The organism is Geobacter metallireducens GS-15, from assembly GCF_000012925.1.
Lineage (GTDB): Bacteria > Desulfobacterota > Desulfuromonadia > Geobacterales > Geobacteraceae > Geobacter > Geobacter metallireducens.
Genome location: NC_007517.1, coordinates 2,580,028 through 2,597,115 on the forward strand (window position 1 = coordinate 2,580,028; position 17,088 = coordinate 2,597,115).

Consider the following 17,088-nt stretch of genomic DNA (forward strand, 5'->3'; position numbering starts at 1 on the left):
CACAGCCATGGGCAATTTCTTAAGCGCAATTTGCGCTAAAAGGGGTTGTTTATGGCTATTTTCACATCAGAGAACAATCAAGTAGTGTCCCCCAGCATGGCGGAGTCTGTAACACGCCATGCGCAAAACCCACCTACCGGAAATTTCCAGTTCCTTGCCTGCGGCATTGATACCCTTGATCTGGGTCTGTTCGTGTCGTGGGACGCCAACTGGAACCGCACCAAGTCGTATCTTTCCGAGAAGAAGGAAGCCTCCCAGGGAACAACCGGCCTTCTCGACAAGACCGACATCAGCCGGGAGTTTCTCCACCACGCAAGCGGCAAGGCTCCCAACTATCGCTATCAGCTCCAGTTCCCAGAATACCGCGTCTATCTCGCCATTTCCGACAAGCCCGGCGCCTCGCCGAACGTCTATGTAACGATCCTGGCGGAAGCCCTCTGGCATGTGGGCCTATCAACCCTCCTGGAGCTGTTGGAGTTCGACCTTATGAGCTTCGGCGGCACTATCGAGCGTGTCCAGCCGAGCCGGTGCGACCTCTGCGCAGACTTCAGAGTGAATCCGCCCCTCGCCTTTTCCCTTCTCGAAATCCTCCGGGTGTCCCGCAGTCGCAAGATCAGAATGATAACGAACGGCGGCGACCTGGAAACCTACTATTGCGGCTCTGCTAACTCTCCCGTCCAGGTGCGAATCTACGACAAGGGGAAAGAGATTCAGAAGAGCAACAAGCAATGGTTTCTGCCGATCTGGGGTGTGGATGATCCGGGAGGGGTCTGGCGGGTCGAGTTCCAGCTTCGCCGCTCATTTCTCCATCAGTACCGGATAAAGACCCTTGACGACCTCTGGGAGAAGGTCGGCGCAATCTGGGCGTATCTCACAGGGGAATGGTTCTCGCTCCGGCTCCCCGACAACGAGAAGGCGGAACGGCGCACCATTCATCCCTGGTGGCTGGCGGTGCAGGAATGCCGGGACCGGTTCGGGGCCTTTCGGGATGCCAAGAGGACATTTTCCAGCGACAGCATGGAGCCGATTCAACGCACCCTTGCCCACATTATGGGAAGGATGATCTCCATTGCCGCCCAAAGCGGAATCAAGGACCGCAAGGAGGCGATCCGGTATCTGGGCCAGCTCCTTGACGAGCGCACCGATGATGACAAGTTCCGGGAGGAATACCGCAAGCGGTTAATCAGGCTCGGCTATCGCGGCACCCTGGGAGGGTCGGACGATGAGGAATGATAACCTTCCACCCTCCCCTGACCTTCTCACCGTGGAGCAGTTCGCCGAACGGATGCAGGTGTCCCGCACCACCATCTTTGGTTGGATCAAGGCGGGTGCCCTCAAGGAAAGGGTCCACTATATCCGACTCGGCCGCATCTTGCGCTTTCGCTGGGGGGTTGACCTTTTCTTCAACCGCCCGACACTGGCGAACAACGCGGAGGATGCCCCGGAAACGCCACCGCAGGCCACGGTCGGCACGCTGGATTCTCAGCGGGGCGAAGCCCCGGTCAACCGCCCGCCTTTGACTTTAGAACGCCACAAGGGGCCGGTCATGAACCTTGACTATTGATAATGCGATGAAAGGCCGCTATGCTCCCCTCGGACTTAAGACGCACTGAAGGGAGGGTAACGGCCATGAGGTGACACAATGAGAATGAAGAAAGGCATGCTTGCCTTGGAAGAACCAGTAAAGCAAATCGGAGCCATCAAGCGGCGCAAGGAGTCGAAGAAGCTCTACGTGGATTTCTACTACTTCGGGCGCAGGATAACGAGAAGCACGGAACTGAACGACACCCCGGCCAATGAACGAAAGGTCCGGGCCTTTCTCGACAAGGTGATGCAGCGGATCGAGGACGGGACGTTCAAGTTTGCGGAGGCGTTCCTAGGAGCCACGGAGGAAGAGAAGGAGTTCTTCACCCAACTGGAAGGAAGGGAGTACCGGCCGGAACCACATCAGGTGGTTTTCGGAGAGTATGTGAAGGAGTGGATGGCGACGATCTTCCCCACCTTCGGCTCACCGACCAAGCGGCGGGACTATCGGGAGGCAATCGAAACGAGAATCCTTCCGGCCTTTCGGAACATGACGTTCCACCAGATAACCGGGATGGCGGTATTCCGGTTCACGGAGTCGCTGGTCTGGAAAAAGGGCATCCACAAGGGAAAGCCCCTCTCCACGGCCAGGAAGAGCAACATCCTGATTCCGTTTCGCTCCATCTGGAACGATGCCTGCGACCATTACCGCTGGGTTATCAAGAGTCCCTTCGATAACCTGAGAAAGCGGCTTCCCAAGACCGAGAAGAAGGAACACACCGTTATCCGCTTCGCCGACTGGCTCACGTTCCTTGACAATCTGGAAGTGCATTACCGCCCCATCGCGGAACTGATGATCCTTACCGGGATGATCCCTTCGGAGTTGGGGGGACTACGGAAGGACGATATCGAGGGGAATTACCTCAACGTCCGCAACTCCTACGTCCTCGGCGTGGAGAAGAAGAGCCTCAAGACCGCTTTCCGCAAGAGGCAAATCTCCATCACGGAAGCCATCAGGAAGCGGCTACAAGAACTTCAGAACCGCCCCGGCTCTCCTTACCTCTGCACGATGGTTGACGGCTCACGGTTCAACAGTAGCCGGTTCTGCAAGGTCTGGAAGAAGGCGGTGGATCAGGCCGGGATTCCCTACGTTACCTCCTACTCGGCCCGGCACTCTTTCGCGGCGTGGAGTCTCATTATCGGGGTGAATCCGTTACGGCTCGTCAAGCTCATGGGGCATGCCAGCAAGCAAATGGTCTATGAGGTCTACGGGAACTACGTGGAGGGATTGGAAGAGGACGCGGAAAACATCTTCCGCTACTTCGGCAGGGACTTCATTATCCCCGGAAAAAGCAAATCCCCGATACCGTTTAGAGACAGTACCGGGGACAGTTTCGCGAACAACCTCTTAACTTTCGGAGATTGTTAGATTTTTTTGGAGCGGGAAACGGGATTCGAACCCGCGACCTTCAGCTTGGGAAGCAGGACACAAATCTTTCACGCCCCCACAACCCGCTCTATCACCATCTCGTTTATAGTCCATAACTTGTTGACTTATATCTGATTTTCCCATAGAGTTATCCAAGCCAAGCCTCGCTTCATACGCTTTACTGCAAGCCCACTAGAGGTTGCTTGCAGGTTGCTTGTAGCACTCAGAGGGAAATCATGTCAACGCAATTCTCAGACAAGTTCATTCAAAACCTGAAGCCTGAAGCCAAGAAGTATTACATCCGGGAGAGTCGAGGATTCGCCATAGTCGTCCACCCTTCCGGTATCAAGAACCCGAAAGGGACAAAGACTTTCCTTTACATCTACACCATCAACGGCAAGCGCAAGGAGTTGAAGCTAGGGAATTACCCAGAGGTAACGCTCAAGGATGCTCGCATCAAGCACGGCGAAGCCTATGCACGTTTGGTTAATGGAGAAGACCCAGTCACCCCTCCAGTCATTAAAGCTGAGCCGCAAGACGAAAACCTCACCTTCGGTCACTTCACAGAGTTATACCTCCAATGGTCAAAAGATAATCATTCGCCCAAGTGGCACAACACTATCAAGTGCGCCCTGAATAAAGATGCACTTCCTGTCTGGGAATATACACTCATAGCTTCCATCAAGCGTCGTGACGCTATAGCCTTTCTTGAAAACGTAGCAAGGCGGGGTATCCAAGTAATCAACTTACACAAGGCGACCAGCTCAGTCTTTGACTATGCTTTAGAGCGTGAATACATCGAATCAAACCCGATGGCAGGATTAAAAGCAAAGACTATCCCGGCCCTTAAACCAAAAGCGAGAGAGCGCTTTCTCTCAGACAGTGAGATAAAACACGTCTGGAAGGCCATAGACGAGGGGCCGGGTTATGATGAAACCAAGCGTGCCTTGAAACTCATAATGGTAACAGCACAGCGACCGGGGGAGGTTGCAGCAATGCACAGGCGGGAGATTCAAACAGGCGTCGGTAAACCACGTTGCAAGATATGCAAGCGGTGCGGGTGGTGGACTATTCCGGCAGAAAGGATGAAGAACGGAGAGGAGCACAGGATATACCTTACCCCTACAGCCCTCGAACTGATCGGAGATGCAGAGGGGTATATCTTTCCGTCACCACAGGACGGGCAACCTATAAACAGAAACTCCCTTTCCCAGCTTGTCAGTAGAGAGAGAAACAACAAGAAGCCCAATGGGGAGATGTACCCACCGTATTATGGATTGCCTGAGTGGACGCCTCACGATCTGAGACGCACGGCCCGGACCCTTCTGGCTCGTGTTGGCGTACCGGAGGAGCACGCAGAGGAAGTGCTCAGTCACAAGAAAGAGGGCTTAGTGGACAGGTACAACCGCCATGACTACATGGAGGAGAAGAAGGAGGCCTTGATTAAACTGGAAGCTGAGTTGATGAAATTGAGCATATAAGCAATGAAATTGCATTGAAAGTGAGGATGATGCCGATGAGAGCTAAGTCGATATTGTTATTTATGGTGATTGCTTTGTATCCAACGTTTGTTGCAGCACTCGATAGTGAAGAAAAATATACTGGGTTTCATATTGACGTTTACGATGAGGCACTAACAAACAAAGTCATAGCTAATGCGGCTAAATGCGAAGTTATAGATCAATTACTTAACGGTGAAAGAAAGTCTTGTTATCTGTCAAACGCTATACATAAGATTATTAGTGAGCCTGACAACAAGTTAGTGAGGTATATGCCATTAAGAAATAATTACAATCGGTTGTTTATAGAATATGAAGTTGCCTATCACGCTTTAAGGAATGCACAATTCGGAGCACTTAAAACCATGAAAACGCTCAATGCTATTAGTGTGAGTGGCCTTCTTGAAATGTATTCTAAATCAAATTGCCCTGAGCTTAACAAATCACAGGATTGACAAATAACCCTGTCTCGTCTTCTGATGCTATATCCCCACCCCTTCATCTCCCGATGAAGACTGTAGCGTCCAGTACATACAGTAGCGATCTTATCGCTCTTCTAAAGGGCTGGTAATCGAAGTAATTCTTGGCTTGACAGGCCTGATTTGTAAGTGTATAAATTCATCAACGACCATATTGAAATTACACGGAGGGCCAGACAATGAAACGCTACGTGTCCTATCTCAGGGTATCAACCGACAAGCAAGGCCGGGAGGGCTACGGAGTAGGTGCACAACGAGAGGCCGTAGCCAACTACCTGAACGGGGGCAAGTGGGAGTTACTACGGGAGTTCGTAGAGGTGGAATCAGGAAGGAAGAAGGACCGCCCGGAGCTGGCAGCGGCTCTTTCCTTCTGCAAGCTGACTAAGTCCACCTTGATCGTTGCCAAGCTGGACCGCCTAGCCCGCAACGTGGCGTTTGTATCTTCGCTCATGGAATCTGGGGTTGACTTCGTAGCGGTAGACTTCCCAGAAGCAAACAAGCTGACTGTCCATATCCTTGCAGCGGTTGCGGAACATGAGGCCGGTATGATTTCCACCCGCACCAAAGCAGCCTTAGCGGCAGCAAGGACAAGGGGCGTCAAGCTGGGGAATCCTAACCTAACCAATGAAGCCCGGAGCGCTGGCAGGGTTGCAAGGGCTATGAAGTCCGATGAAGATGCAAAGAGGGTAAAACCCATCATTGAAGGATTGAGACTGCAAGGCATGGGACTTAGAGAGACTGCAAGGGAACTGAACCGGCAAGGAATCCGAACGCCACTAGGAAAGGACTGGACCGCTACGGCAGTCAAGAACGCAATGGCGAGATGGTGAAGCTCTGAGGCGTCAAGGTTGACAGGTGGTTTCCCTTCTCCTTCCTGTCCCTGACAGGCCTAGCGCCTCGCCCGGCCCGCTCCCTGATCGCCACGGAGCCCCCCCCCCCCCCCCCACCCCATGGGGGAAAGCGCACGACGAGGGCGAGGGCAGACCCCTTGCACGCACCGGCTGTAATTTCGAGAATCTGAGTGCAGCCGACTCAGCCCGTCAAGCTATTTGCCCGCCCGCTGGACCTCTTCCCGAATAACAACCCACGCCTAGCCCTCACCCGGAATAAAAGCTCGTCACAGGTCAAATATGGTAGCTGTATCCGTTTACCTATATGGCAAATTGAACTAGAGCACCGCTCCGTGCTATAAAGTGGAGGCAAGCAGAAAGGACCCGAAGATGACAGAGTCTCAATCCCATTCAGTTCGTAACGGAGTTATTGCAACTGTCTTAGGTGGACTTATCTTGTCTGCAATACCCTATGCACGTGGTTTACTACTAAGCCTCATCGCATGGGTTTGGTCTGGGGCTGTTTGGGCACGGAAAACCATCACCTTGTCATATCCGACACCGGGGTGGTTACTGCTACTCATAGGGCTGTTCGCACTTTATGGCGCAGTATGCACCCTCTTTGCACTCCGGCCCAAGAAAGAACCCCTCCACAAGAAGTACACTGAAGATATTATTTACGGTGCAAAGTGGCGCTGGTCTTGGGTGGGAAGTAATGTTTCAAATCTTTGGTGCTATTGCCCGACGTGTGATGCAACTCTTGTTTATGATGACAGCTCTTGTCGCTCCCGGTATGAACCAAGCAAAACCGACTTTATCTGTGAGCGGTGCAATGGAAAGGTTGTTACAACAATCCAAGGTGGAAACAAATCATACGCTGTCGGTGCTGCCGAAAGGGAACTTCTCCGCAAGGTGAGGACCGGGGAGTATGTCGCTGCTATCCAATGACTGAAGAAAAGAGCCTCGCCCGCAATTCAAGCAATCGAAATTGGGACAAGGTGGCCGTAACACGGGAGCGGCCCAAGGGAGCACCGTAGATCACTGAGAGAGAACACAGACTGCTCGCACCTCGGCTACTGGCTCAACCTTGGGCAATCAAACGGGCTACTATGTAACCGGCCTCAGCCGGATAGATATAAATAACCGTATGTAAGACAAGTCAGTCTGATAAGTTGTACCAGTCAGGGAAGCGGTCACTCTTTATGCGCCACGCCACGGTGGATTGAGAGAGACCAGCAGCTTTTGCAGCTTCTCTTTGATGAGTGAAGACACCGATAGGCGTGCTAATCTTGGAGCCACGAGTAGGCTTTTTCGACCCGGTTGCATAAGCACGCTTCATACAGCGAGAGCGACAGCTCCACTCAAGATTGCTTGCGTTGTTGTTGCTACGATTCCCATCTTTGTGCCTTACACAAGGAAGCTCGTCGGGATTGTCAATGAAGGCCTCAGCTACAACCCTATGCCACAAGAGCGCCTTGGGTTTCTTGCTCTCTCCAACGTACAAATTTGCAATGCACCCTTTCTTTGAAACTGAAGGGCTCAATACGTGCCTTGTCTTTATCCGTCGAATATCCCCGTTATTTGAGACTTCGTACTCACGCGCCTCCCGTACCACTTTCCATCGTTCGCTCTCGGTCATACCCAGCCCCCCCCCGCTCTTGTAGCACTCTAGCCCGTTTTTTATCTCTCTTATAATTCTTTACTCTTCGTCTACTACTTAGCGCTCCGTCTTCGACGGTACTACTTGTTCGCTCAGAGGTTCCTGTATCTATAGGACGGGTTTATTTTACGATGAGAAATGAGAAATGAAACCATCGGGACTCTGTCACGCATCGGAACGGCTGGTTCGCTCAGAGGTTCCTGTATCTATAGGACGGGTTAATTCATCTTAACGGAGAGCACTTGCACGCGCCGGTTGCAATCCCAAGGGTGAGAGCCCAACTCTCAGACCGTCCTTTTAACGCACCCCGCCGCCCACTGGCTCGCCCGCAACTTGTCACCCCTCACCTTACCCTTCGCCAGCCCGTGCCCGCCCTCAGAAACGATAATAATTTGAAACCGCCGTGCGAGACCGGGAGTGCGCTATATTATTAATAGTATGGGTTAATTGCTTGCCCGCACGCCATATTATTAATAGTATGGATTAATTGCTTGCCCGCACTACAGATGCCCCTGAGTGCGTCAGATATTGCGCCAGAAAGGCTTCGAGTACTCCGGGCAGGGCATACCATTGCCCGACACCGCCCAACCCGCCAGAGGGCTATATTTTTTAAGTTGTGCCGGTGCAATGAATTGAGAGTACGCAAAAGAAAAGGTTCTTCAGGGAATTCCGGGGAAGATTAATAAACAACAACGGCAGCACTGCGGTATCTTGATGGTTCCCCAACCAAAAAAGATCGCAGGAGGCTGCCGTTGTCGTATTCCGATGTTATCGCAATTGCGGGAGGGTGGGAAGGATATCGTGTTGCTGGGACACGCACTATCGTCACAGGTGATGCCAAACGGATCGAGGTAGAACTGATTGCCCTGTCCCAGGATGAGATGGTGTGTGGCTCGTGCGGCGGGCGTTGCACAAGCGTCCATGAAACGACCAAGCGCGTAATTCGAGATTTGCCGATTCTCGATGCTCAGACTTATCTGATCGTTCACCGCCGCAGGCTGCTGTGCCCTCAGTGTGGGCCAACGCTGGAGCGTCTGTCATGGCTGGCGAAATACGCCCGCGTGACGCGCAGGCTTGCAGAGAGCGTAGCGCGACTGTGTGGTGTCGTGTCTGTGAAGCACGTGGCGCAGTATCTGGGGCTTTCTTGGGACCAGGTGAAGGAAATCGACAAGCGCTCACTCACAGAGCGGGTCGGCACCGTCGACCTCTCAAACATCGAAGTTCTCGGGATGGATGAGTTCGCCCTTCACAAGGGGCACCGCTATGCGACGGTTATCATCGAGCCATACCGTAAGGAAGTCTTATGGATCGGCAAAGGCAGGAGTCGCGAGAGTATCCGTCCTTTCTTCACGCAGCTTGGCCCACATGGCTGTAAACGGCTCAAAGCGGTCGTGATGGATATGAACGCATCATATGAGGAGGAAATCAAGCAGCACTCGCCCCAGGCAGACATAGTCTACGACCTGTTCCATGTGGTGGCGAAGTATGGCAGGGAAGTGATCGACAGGGTGCGAGTCGATGAGGCAAACCGCCTGAAGGAAGACAAGAAGGCACGGAAGGTAGTCAAAACATCGCGGTGGTTGCTGCTACGAAACAGCGAGAACGTCAAGGGCGACGACATGCTTCGCCTCCAGGAACTGTTGGAGGCAAACCGCAGCCTCCTTACGGTCTACCTGCTCAAAGACGATCTGAAGCAACTGTGGAAGTTTACCTGCATTGAAGAGGCGGGACTATTCTGGGAGCAGTGGCACCAAAGGGCGATGGAGAGTGGAATACCGCCACTCATCCTGTTTGCCCGCCGGCTAAAGGGCTATCTCCAAGGAATCCTCAACCACTGCCTCTGGCCCCTTCACACCGGAATCCTCGAAGGCATCAATAACAAGATCAAGGTGATCAAAAGAATGGCCTACGGCTTCCGGGATCACGAATACTTCTTTCTCAAGATCAGAGCCGCTTTCCCCGGAATTCCCGGATGAACCAAAGAAAAGCCCCGAACCATTGAAGGCCGGGGCGTGATAGCCTGATTGCAGGTTACAGGTGGGAACTAAGGTGCAAGGCGCTTCAGGCGTTCCAGCGCCTCCACGTTGATACCGATTTTAGCTTGTGCCTCCCTGAGCGTTATTGCCTTCCTGCTGTGAACGAGGGTCAGGTGCTTTCTTGTGATTGCGTTCTTGATCGTCATACGCGCCTCAATCCGGGAGGGTGGCAGAGTATTCATCTTGAGCATTGAAGCACTCTTCCTGCCTGTCGCAAGCTAGGCACTTCCTGAAGGTCGCCATGTGCTGTTTCTCCCATGATTTGAAGTCGGTATTCATCTGGTCAATCTCTGCTTGCATCTTCTCCTCCTCATCGTTAAGGGCTATCGACAATCGGCGGACAGGAGCGAACCGGATGCAGGAGGGGCACGGGATAATCGAAAACAGACAGATGCAGACAGGCGGGTTGCTTGCCAACGGAGGTTGCTTGCGGGGTTGCTTGTAGATTCTGGAAAGAGAAAAAGGGGCTGCCAAAAACTGGCTAACCCCTTGATTTCTTTATGGAGCGGGAAACGGGATTTGAACCCGCGACCTTCAGCTTGGGAAGCTGACACTCTACCACTGAGTTATTCCCGCTTGATTGAGTACAACTTTTTAGCCCATGGGCTCGTTGGTTGTCAACAGTTTTTTCCTGAGGAAGACGCTTGCTTCAGCGCCAGTTCTCACTTGGCCGGTGCACTGGGCCTCCCGGAGAAGCTCATGGGCGTCCCCAACCATCTTGCAGGGAGGAACGGAAAGCAACTCCATGATTTCAGCTCCAGAGAGGAGAAGGTTCCCTCCCCGGGGGATATGGCAGTGCAGGTAGTAACGGGCAAGTTCGCGACAGCGCGATTCGGTGATGTGTCCTCGGGCAAGAAGCAGCAACGGCAGTTCGAGCCCTGCGGGATCGCATGCGTTGAAAAGCGTGTACGCGGAGACCGTGTCCAACCGCTCTGCAAGGGCAAGAGTATCGGCACGACACAGCTTCTCCACGAGTTGCCCTGCCGTCTTTCCAAGCTTAAGCCGATCTGCCGCCGCAGGGAGATCCGCTTCTGTTACAGTAAGAAAAGCAGCCAGCTTCGTGAGGGACAGAACCGTCATACCTCCCTGGATTTGCTCCTGAAGCCGTAAGCATCCCTTTTCCGCAGTTTCGTCGCCCAGCTGTGAAAGGGATTGCACAACAGCTTCGACCCTGTCCATGGCCTCCGCTGCCGGATAAACCTGCGAGGGAGAGAGTCCGAAGAGCACACAGAGAAGTCCCGCATCACCCATAGTTCGGAAAACAGACCCGGTTCCGGGCATGCACAGAACCTGGAAAAGTTCGTCTCGAATCCGCTCCCCAGCGCTGTTTGCAATAAGAGGTGCATGGGTCGTAATTGCCGCGAGAGTTTCAGTCTCGATGCGAAAGCCGAGGGTGGCGGCAAAACGGAATGCGCGTACAAGGCGCAGGGGGTCATCACGAAAAACCGATTCGGCGCAACGCCTTACCAGTTGAGCACGGATATCGGTTTCGCCTTTTAAGGGATCGAAAAGCTCCACCCCACCCTGGAGAGGCACGGCAAGAGAGTTGATGGTGAAGTCGCGAAGGGCGAGATCAGCACAGATATCCTCACCTCTCAGGGGAGCAAAGTCGAAAGTGTCGATCCCGGCCCCTCCCTTGATGACGACGCGGGAATGCCCCCGCTCCTGGTCGAGCCAGAAGAAGGTGCCGCCACACTCTTTGGCAAAGCGGCGGGAAAGAGCCTCAGGCCCGCCGCCGACGGCAATATCCACGTCGTTCACCCCGCGCCCCATCAGCAGGTCGCGCAGGCATCCTCCAACAACATAGCATTGTAGATCAAGGCTTGCTGACGCCTGCCGCAGCGTTCTCAGAAACGGATTTTGCAGGAAAGATGCGATGGAAGCGTCCATGGCATGAGATTACCACCCCGCGGAGACGAGGCAAGAAAAAAGCCCGCACAGGGCGGGCTTTTCAAGACATATCTCCAATAGGCGGTCAGACAGCGACCCCTTTCTTCATGGTCATGAGCATCTTTTCGGCCACGTCGCGGGCGCTCACGGCGTATTCACCGGCAGCCACCTGCCTTTTGAGCTCCTGGACCCGCTCCACCCGGATGTCGGGAATCTTCTGAAGGGCCTCACTCATACGGGCTACCCGTTCGGCATTGCCGGAAAGTTGCACCGTATCCTCTCCCTGCCCCTGGGCGGCGCTCCTATGGATATCGCCGTCGGCAAGCGCCGCGGCGGCTTCGCTTCTGGTTGCTACCGTTGCTGGGAGTATGGGCTTATCGTCAATTTTCATGGCACTCACAGCCTCCGTCCCCTCCGTTTTTCTCTTGTTGATTACTATATCGTCAGGGGGTGGAAAAATCTTTAGAAAAAAATGACACGGCGTCAAAAAAATTTTGGCAAAAATGAGGAAAAACGTCAATTAGCCGACACCAACTTCCCGAAGCAGCCGGTCGTCTCTGTACAACCATAACTGCTCGGCCGGCCAAGGACGCGACTTTTCACCGTTACAGCCCCTTTGTAACAGCGGACGGAGACCCGCTCCGGAAAAGCTCCTCCGGGATGCCCACCGGCCCACAGGCATAGAGATCAGTATCCGCTCGGTCTGAAGGCAACGGCATTGACTGCAGCAATGAATACCGCTAAATTGTGGGCTACCTAACAGAACCGGAGACCGGGCCGATGACCAAGGCTGCACCGAAAGACATTGCCGCGACTTTCTTCGCCGCTGCCGAACGGGCATCCCGCACGGAAGTCGAGGAAGTGCGCAAACAAGTCCTCCTCGACACCACCCTCACGTCGCTGATCGACGCCATACCCGACTATGCCCTCGTCCTCAACCAGGAACGACAGGTTGTTGCGGCCAACCGTCATCTGCTGGACGCCTTCGGGTTGGGCATCGCCTCCATCATCGGCAAGCGTCCTGGCGAGACTTTCGGCTGCATCTTCTCCTCGGAGGGGCCGGCGGGTTGCGGCACCGGCAATCACTGTTCCGTCTGCGGTGCGGTCATGTCGATCCTCGAAAGCCAGGAAACCCTCATCCAGAACTGCCATGAGTGCCATATTAGCCTCAACCGGAACGACATAACATCCATGGACCTTGAGGTGTGCTCAACTCCCGCCACGGTCAATGGCATCCCGGTCACCGTTTGCGTCATGCGCGACATCAGCGACCAGAAGCGTCGAAGCGTCCTCGAGCGGGTCTTTTTCCATGACGTGATCAACACCGTCGGCGGCATTCACGGCATTGCCGCCATGCTCATGGAACACCCGGATCTCCCCCCTGAAAAGGAACTCGAATATAAGGAGTGGATGGTCCTCCTGTCGAACCGACTTATCGACGAGATCAACCACCAGCGCAAGCTCCTTGACGCCGAAAGGGGGGAATTCAGACCAGACCTTGGGATGGTGCGCGTGCCGGATCTGGTGCGGGAGGTCCATGCCCTCTATGTGACCCACGATATCGCAGCGGGACGCCACCTGGTCATGGGAGAGATCGCTGACTGCTCCATCGAAAGCGATGGGCAGATCCTGCACCGCATCCTCGGAAACCTTGTAAAAAATGCCCTGGAGGCGACGCCACAGGAGGGAACCGTTACCCTTTCCTGCTCCGAAGACGCCGAGCGGGTCACCTTTGCCGTTACCAACCCGGGGGTCATGCCGGCAGAGGTCCAGCTCCAGATATTTCAGCGTTCCTTCAGCACCAAGGCAGGCAGCGGCAGGGGGATCGGCACTTACAGCGTGAAGCTCTTCGGCGAGCGGTACCTGAAGGGGAAGGTTGCATTCACCAGTCGAGAGCCGGAAGGGACCTCCTTCACCCTGTCAGTCCCCAAGCATTTCAACTAGGGACCTATCTTCAGCGTCTCTGCCACCCTCCGGAAGTATTCCTCCCGGCACCAGTTTTCCACCTCGACCATGGCCCGGAAGGCCTCGGCGAAATCCTTCTCTCCCACCGTAAAGACCCCGTGTCCGTAGACCACGGCCCGGCGAGGGCCGGCAATGACCGGCGGAACCCTCTTCGCCAGCCCGCCTGCCCCGATCTCCCCCGCCACGACCGGCGCGTCACCCAGCAGCCGGACCCGGTCGCACTCTTTCCAGCAGTCAGTCACGGTGCAGCCGACTTCGTCGCACTCCATGCTCATGACCACCGCGAACTTGGGATGGCCATGGAGAATTGTTGCAGCACCCGACACCTCGTAGATGCGGCGATGGGCCAGCAGCTCACTGGACGCGGTGATGCCGAAGGTGGAGGAATTGTCCATAGGGACCGGGTCGATGCAGCCGGCCAGGGCGTCGAGGCTCGCAGCGGTTTGGGAGATGTAGATGACATCGCCGGCGCGGCAGGAGATGTTGCCGAAGAAGGAGTCCACAAGCCCCCGCTCCACCGTATAGCGCCCCACCGTCGTTATCTCGTGGAGGATGACGGCGGGATCGGCCAATGGGCCGCAGTGGAAGGCAAGGCCGTCGGCCGAGAGGGGGCGGAGCCAGTCGCGGCGGAACGCGGCAAAGGCCTCCGCTTCTCCGGGGAGGACGAAGCCGTCATGGAGCACGTCCTGGAGATACTTCACGAATGTCGAATGGAAGACCGACGAGTAGTTGATGTAGGCCTGCTCGATGGTGAGGGCGCCGCTCGCCACGATCCCCATCCCCTCCACGACTACCCCCTTGCGGCTCCCCAGGAGTCGGGCGATGGCCGGGGCCGGGTCGCTTCCCAGTTCCTCCCGCCGCAGGAACGGGATATCGTGGAGAAAGGTGCGTGTTTCCGTGTCCCGGGGGACGATGAACGACTCTTTCCGCGGCGCCCGGGCTACCAGGAAATCGGCGAAGGGGAGCGACGGCCGGGCCGCTATCAGGCCAAGGCAACTGAGCCGGGCAAGGACGTCGCCGGCCAATTGCGCCAGCGCGGGGTAGCCGTCGGCAATGAGCGCATCGTCCTGGGCGGCAATGGCGATCTCCCCCGGCAGGGCCGAGCGGTCGGCAACAAGCTTGTTCGTGTAGGCGGCGATCTGATCAAACATATACTTACCCAATTACCTCAATACGCACTGGTAGCAGCAACTCAAACAAAAGAATATCGACAGAACAGCCAGATAGGCAGGCACATCTCATCTGAAACCGCATGGTCTTTATGGCTGCTTCACCAGCAAGTCCCGATCCGCGAACACCCCCTCCGGGGTGAGGCCGCGAATCCGGTAGTACTTCTGCAACTCCTCATCAAAGCGCGCTCGATCGAGGGGAGGAATTTCGACCCCCTCCCCACTGGAGCCCGGCTCCGAAAAGAACCGCTCCGGGAGACTGTCGTCCGCCACACTGAATCCGTTGTCGCAGTTGTAGAACCGCTCGGTGAGGCAAATCCGCCGACCGATCTCCTTGAGGTCCTGGGGTGAGTAGTCAATACCGGTGGTTGCTGACAACAGCTCGGCATATTCTTCCAGCGTGGCACCGAAGAACGAGAACTTGCAGGCAACCAGGGAATCGACGGCGGCGTTGGTGTCCTCGGCAATGGCAATGATCCGCGCCTTGCCCGAGAACGAAAAGCGGTCGGTGGCAATGGGCTTGCGGAGGATCTCGTGGGAAATGGGATAGGCGCGCAGGTGGCATCCGCCACGGTTGCTGGTGCAATAGGCCAGGGCCATACCGTAGGCGCCACGGGGATCGTAGGCGGGAAGCTCCAACCCCTTGACACTCATGGAGAGGCCGGGCTGCCCCAGGGCCTCGGCAACCCGCCGGGAACCGAGCGAAAGAAGCTCACCGTCACCCCGGCGGAAGGCGATGTCGGCCAGCAGTCGCTGCACCTCCTCGCCATCAGGGAAACTGCCACGCGCCTCCCCCCAGGCCGAGAGGGTGGCGGCGGCGGAGATGGTGTCCATCCCCAGTTCGTTGCAGAGGGTGTTGGATTTCACGATTGATGCAAGGCTGGCAATGCCGTTCAACCCCCCGAAATGGGAGAGGGTCTCGTATTCGGGAAGATGCTCTCCGGCAGGAGTACTCTTCTTGCACTGGATGGGGCAGCCGTAGCAGCCGTCTTTTTTGGCGTGGAAATCGCGTCGAATGGCGGGCCCGGAGTAGTTCCCCGACTCCTCGAAGACGGTCCGCCGGAAGTTGTCGGTAGGGGCCATGCGGCGCTGGCGCATGAGATCCACCAAGGCCGGCGTGCCATATTCGCCAATCCCCAGTTCGCCGAAGATGACAGGTGAAGCGCGGAAAAGCCGCATCACGTCCTGCCGAGCCTTTTCGAACCGCTCCCGGTCGGCGATGACCACGGGCTGGTCGCCATTCACCACAACCGCCTTCAGCCCCTTCGCCCCCATGACCGCACCGAGGCCGCCACGCCCCACCGAATTCCCTTCTCCCATCATGATATTGGCGAAGAGGACCCCTCGTTCTCCAGCCGGCCCGATGGTTGCCACGCTTCCGCGGCCGGCAAGGGCCGTGACGGTATCATGGACCGTTTTCCCCCAAAGCTGGCTCGCATCGACGATCTCGGCGCCCGACGGCGTAATCGCAATGGCAACAGGGGTTGCACTTTTGCCGGTAACCACCAAAGCATCGAACCCTGCCGCTTTCAGGCGCCACGCAAAGCGCCCTCCGGCGGAGCAGTCGTAGATGGTGCCGGTAAGAGGAGAGCGGGACACGACCGAAAGGCGGGCCGCTGTAGGGGCTGGCGTGCCGCAGAGGGGACCGACGGCGAAAATGAGCGGCATGGCCGGATCGTAGGGATCGAGCCGGTACCAATCCCGCATGAGCCTCACCCCAAGCCCCCGGCCCCCCAGATAGGCCTGGAGAAATTCCGCCGGAATCGTCTCGCGCCGACTCTCCCTTGTCGCCAGATCGACACACAGCATGCGCCCGGTCCATCCCTGCACCGCAACCCCAACCATTATATACTTACCTCGCCACCACAAAACAACGGTATTCCAAAAAGTTCACCGAAGCTTTCAACAAGATAATCAGCATCGGCAAGCTCCGTCAGTTCGCCATACCCCCAGGTGCATCCCACCGTTGATACCCTTGCCCCCTTGGCGGCGGCCATGTCGTTAATGCTGTCTCCGACCAGGGCTGCCCGTTCCGGAGGCACCCCGAAATCGGCCAAAAGCTTCAGGACCGGCTCGGGCGACGGTTTACGGAACGGCAGGGAATCGGCACCCAGAACCTCGTCAAAGTAGCGGTCTATGCCAAGGACAGAGACTACCTCACGACAGAGGGCCACGTTCTTGTTGGAGATGATCGCCATCCGCATCCCCCGCCCCTTCAGGGCGTCGAGGGTCTCCGGAACGCCGAGATAGAGGACGGTTCGGTCGGCAATATGCCGGTGATTGTAGTCGAGGAAGAGATCAAGCCCCTGATTGATTTCGTCCTCAGAAGCACCGGCAAGGGCCCGTTCGACAAGACGGCGCGCCCCCTGCCCCACGAGTCTGCGCACGGCATTCTGGCCGATGGAAGGCCTACCGAGACTGGACAGCATGTGGTTTGTGGCGTCGGCGAGGTCAGGAAGGGAATCGATGAGGGTTCCATCCAGATCGAAAATGATGAGGTTGACAGGGTACAGCACAGCAGACTCCTGAAACTGAAGCAACCTAATAACTATAGAGCGTTTCACGGCTTGGCCGCAATAAAAAAGCCCGTCTCTGGGCGGGCTTTTA

The 17,088-nt window shown here is 55.9% G+C and carries 17 protein-coding genes and 2 tRNA genes; 9 read left to right on the plus strand and 10 right to left on the minus strand.

The window, feature by feature from the left end; translation table 11 throughout:
- Positions 1-96 precede the first annotated feature (96 nt).
- From GMET_RS11475 to GMET_RS11485, 3 genes are all read left to right on the plus strand, one after another.
- A complete protein-coding gene (locus tag GMET_RS11475) occupies positions 97-1,233 on the plus strand; it encodes a replication initiation factor domain-containing protein (RefSeq protein WP_238378919.1) in 1,137 nt (378 codons plus the stop codon).
- Entirely contained in the window at positions 1,223-1,564 is a 342-nt protein-coding gene (locus GMET_RS11480) for a helix-turn-helix domain-containing protein (protein ID WP_011366030.1), read from the plus strand. The genes GMET_RS11475 and GMET_RS11480 overlap by 11 nt, the downstream gene beginning before the upstream one ends.
- A gap of 78 nt (positions 1,565-1,642) precedes the next feature.
- Positions 1,643-2,953 carry a site-specific integrase gene (locus tag GMET_RS11485; protein WP_011366031.1) on the plus strand — a complete coding sequence of 437 codons (1,311 nt, stop codon included), beginning with the start codon at positions 1,643-1,645 and terminating at the stop codon, positions 2,951-2,953.
- Between the two features lie 7 nt (positions 2,954-2,960).
- On the opposite strand, the gene GMET_RS18600 is transcribed toward GMET_RS11485, so the two are convergent.
- Positions 2,961-3,027 (minus strand) — tRNA-Ser (locus GMET_RS18600).
- A 162-nt stretch (positions 3,028-3,189) separates the two neighbouring features.
- Here GMET_RS18600 and GMET_RS11490 point away from each other — a divergent pair.
- The 4 genes from GMET_RS11490 (at position 3,190) to GMET_RS18835 (ending at position 6,677) form a co-directional block, all read left to right on the plus strand.
- Positions 3,190-4,434 (plus strand): tyrosine-type recombinase/integrase, encoded by a 1,245-nt coding sequence (locus GMET_RS11490; protein ID WP_011366032.1) that lies wholly within the window; start codon positions 3,190-3,192, stop codon positions 4,432-4,434.
- A gap of 35 nt (positions 4,435-4,469) precedes the next feature.
- Entirely contained in the window at positions 4,470-4,907 is a 438-nt protein-coding gene (locus GMET_RS11495; protein WP_041249159.1) for a hypothetical protein, read from the plus strand.
- A gap of 203 nt (positions 4,908-5,110) precedes the next feature.
- A complete protein-coding gene (locus GMET_RS11500) occupies positions 5,111-5,761 on the plus strand; it encodes a recombinase family protein (protein ID WP_011366034.1) in 651 nt (216 codons plus the stop codon).
- A gap of 715 nt (positions 5,762-6,476) precedes the next feature.
- Positions 6,477-6,677: a hypothetical protein gene (locus tag GMET_RS18835; protein WP_187148447.1), complete on the plus strand. Its 201-nt coding sequence runs from the start codon at positions 6,477-6,479 to the stop codon at positions 6,675-6,677.
- Between the two features lie 243 nt (positions 6,678-6,920).
- On the opposite strand, the gene GMET_RS18400 is transcribed toward GMET_RS18835, so the two are convergent.
- Positions 6,921-7,400 carry an NUMOD4 domain-containing protein gene (locus GMET_RS18400; protein ID WP_011366036.1) on the minus strand — a complete coding sequence of 160 codons (480 nt, stop codon included), beginning with the start codon at positions 7,398-7,400 and terminating at the stop codon, positions 6,921-6,923.
- 773 nt (positions 7,401-8,173) lie between these two features.
- Here GMET_RS18400 and GMET_RS11510 point away from each other — a divergent pair.
- A complete protein-coding gene (locus tag GMET_RS11510; protein WP_011365668.1) occupies positions 8,174-9,397 on the plus strand; it encodes an ISL3-like element ISGme5 family transposase in 1,224 nt (407 codons plus the stop codon).
- A 68-nt stretch (positions 9,398-9,465) separates the two neighbouring features.
- Here GMET_RS11510 and GMET_RS18840 read toward each other — a convergent pair whose 3' ends face one another.
- The 5 genes from GMET_RS18840 to flgM all read right to left on the minus strand — a co-directional run bounded on the left by GMET_RS18840 (position 9,466) and on the right by flgM (position 11,738).
- Complete coding sequence (locus tag GMET_RS18840; RefSeq protein WP_187148448.1) at positions 9,466-9,603, minus strand: hypothetical protein; 138 nt, start codon at positions 9,601-9,603, stop codon at positions 9,466-9,468.
- A gap of 7 nt (positions 9,604-9,610) precedes the next feature.
- A complete protein-coding gene (locus tag GMET_RS18845; RefSeq protein WP_004514514.1) occupies positions 9,611-9,757 on the minus strand; it encodes a hypothetical protein in 147 nt (48 codons plus the stop codon).
- A 201-nt stretch (positions 9,758-9,958) separates the two neighbouring features.
- Positions 9,959-10,033: transfer RNA gene (locus tag GMET_RS11515), tRNA-Gly, on the minus strand.
- Between the two features lie 18 nt (positions 10,034-10,051).
- The gene (locus GMET_RS11520) at positions 10,052-11,347 is read right to left on the minus strand and encodes a CCA tRNA nucleotidyltransferase (RefSeq protein WP_004514513.1); all 1,296 of its coding nucleotides are present in this window, start codon (positions 11,345-11,347) and stop codon (positions 10,052-10,054) included.
- Positions 11,348-11,432: 85 nt separating this feature from the next.
- Positions 11,433-11,738, minus strand: a complete 306-nt coding sequence (gene flgM, locus GMET_RS11525) for a flagellar biosynthesis anti-sigma factor FlgM (protein ID WP_004514512.1) — start codon at positions 11,736-11,738, stop codon at positions 11,433-11,435.
- A 389-nt stretch (positions 11,739-12,127) separates the two neighbouring features.
- Here flgM and GMET_RS11530 point away from each other — a divergent pair, with 389 nt between their 5' ends.
- Complete coding sequence (locus tag GMET_RS11530; protein WP_004514511.1) at positions 12,128-13,291, plus strand: sensor histidine kinase; 1,164 nt, start codon at positions 12,128-12,130, stop codon at positions 13,289-13,291.
- Here GMET_RS11530 and GMET_RS11535 read toward each other — a convergent pair.
- From GMET_RS11535 to GMET_RS11545, 3 genes are all read right to left on the minus strand, one after another.
- Positions 13,288-14,463, minus strand: coding sequence for a class II aldolase/adducin family protein (locus tag GMET_RS11535; RefSeq protein WP_004514510.1), 1,176 nt, complete (start codon positions 14,461-14,463; stop codon positions 13,288-13,290). The two genes, GMET_RS11530 and GMET_RS11535, sit on opposite strands and share 4 nt — an antisense overlap.
- A gap of 108 nt (positions 14,464-14,571) precedes the next feature.
- A complete protein-coding gene (locus GMET_RS11540; RefSeq protein WP_004514509.1) occupies positions 14,572-16,326 on the minus strand; it encodes an aldehyde ferredoxin oxidoreductase family protein in 1,755 nt (584 codons plus the stop codon).
- On the minus strand, positions 16,326-16,997 hold the full coding sequence (locus tag GMET_RS11545; protein ID WP_004514508.1) for an HAD-IA family hydrolase: 672 nt from the start codon (positions 16,995-16,997) through the stop codon (positions 16,326-16,328). The genes GMET_RS11540 and GMET_RS11545 overlap by 1 nt, the downstream gene beginning before the upstream one ends.
- Positions 16,998-17,088: the final 91 nt, after the last annotated feature.

Excerpts from the sequence above, each read along its gene's own strand:
- GMET_RS11475 (WP_238378919.1), top strand. The coding sequence starts at position 97 with ATGGCGGAGTCTGTAACACGCCATGCGCAAAACCCACCTACCGGAAAT.
- GMET_RS11480 (WP_011366030.1), top strand. The coding sequence starts at position 1,223 with ATGAGGAATGATAACCTTCCACCCTCCCCTGACCTTCTCACCGTGGAG.
- GMET_RS11485 (WP_011366031.1), top strand. The coding sequence starts at position 1,643 with ATGAGAATGAAGAAAGGCATGCTTGCCTTGGAAGAACCAGTAAAGCAA.
- GMET_RS11490 (WP_011366032.1), top strand. The coding sequence starts at position 3,190 with ATGTCAACGCAATTCTCAGACAAGTTCATTCAAAACCTGAAGCCTGAA.
- GMET_RS11495 (WP_041249159.1), top strand. The coding sequence starts at position 4,470 with ATGAGAGCTAAGTCGATATTGTTATTTATGGTGATTGCTTTGTATCCA.
- GMET_RS11500 (WP_011366034.1), top strand. The coding sequence starts at position 5,111 with ATGAAACGCTACGTGTCCTATCTCAGGGTATCAACCGACAAGCAAGGC.
- GMET_RS18835 (WP_187148447.1), top strand. The coding sequence starts at position 6,477 with ATGTTTCAAATCTTTGGTGCTATTGCCCGACGTGTGATGCAACTCTTG.
- GMET_RS18400 (WP_011366036.1), bottom strand. The coding sequence starts at position 7,400 with ATGACCGAGAGCGAACGATGGAAAGTGGTACGGGAGGCGCGTGAGTAC.
- GMET_RS18840 (WP_187148448.1), bottom strand. The coding sequence starts at position 9,603 with ATGACGATCAAGAACGCAATCACAAGAAAGCACCTGACCCTCGTTCAC.
- GMET_RS18845 (WP_004514514.1), bottom strand. The coding sequence starts at position 9,757 with ATGCAAGCAGAGATTGACCAGATGAATACCGACTTCAAATCATGGGAG.
- GMET_RS11520 (WP_004514513.1), bottom strand. The coding sequence starts at position 11,347 with ATGGACGCTTCCATCGCATCTTTCCTGCAAAATCCGTTTCTGAGAACG.
- flgM (WP_004514512.1), bottom strand. The coding sequence starts at position 11,738 with ATGAAAATTGACGATAAGCCCATACTCCCAGCAACGGTAGCAACCAGA.
- GMET_RS11530 (WP_004514511.1), top strand. The coding sequence starts at position 12,128 with ATGACCAAGGCTGCACCGAAAGACATTGCCGCGACTTTCTTCGCCGCT.
- GMET_RS11535 (WP_004514510.1), bottom strand. The coding sequence starts at position 14,463 with ATGTTTGATCAGATCGCCGCCTACACGAACAAGCTTGTTGCCGACCGC.
- GMET_RS11540 (WP_004514509.1), bottom strand. The coding sequence starts at position 16,326 with ATGGTTGGGGTTGCGGTGCAGGGATGGACCGGGCGCATGCTGTGTGTC.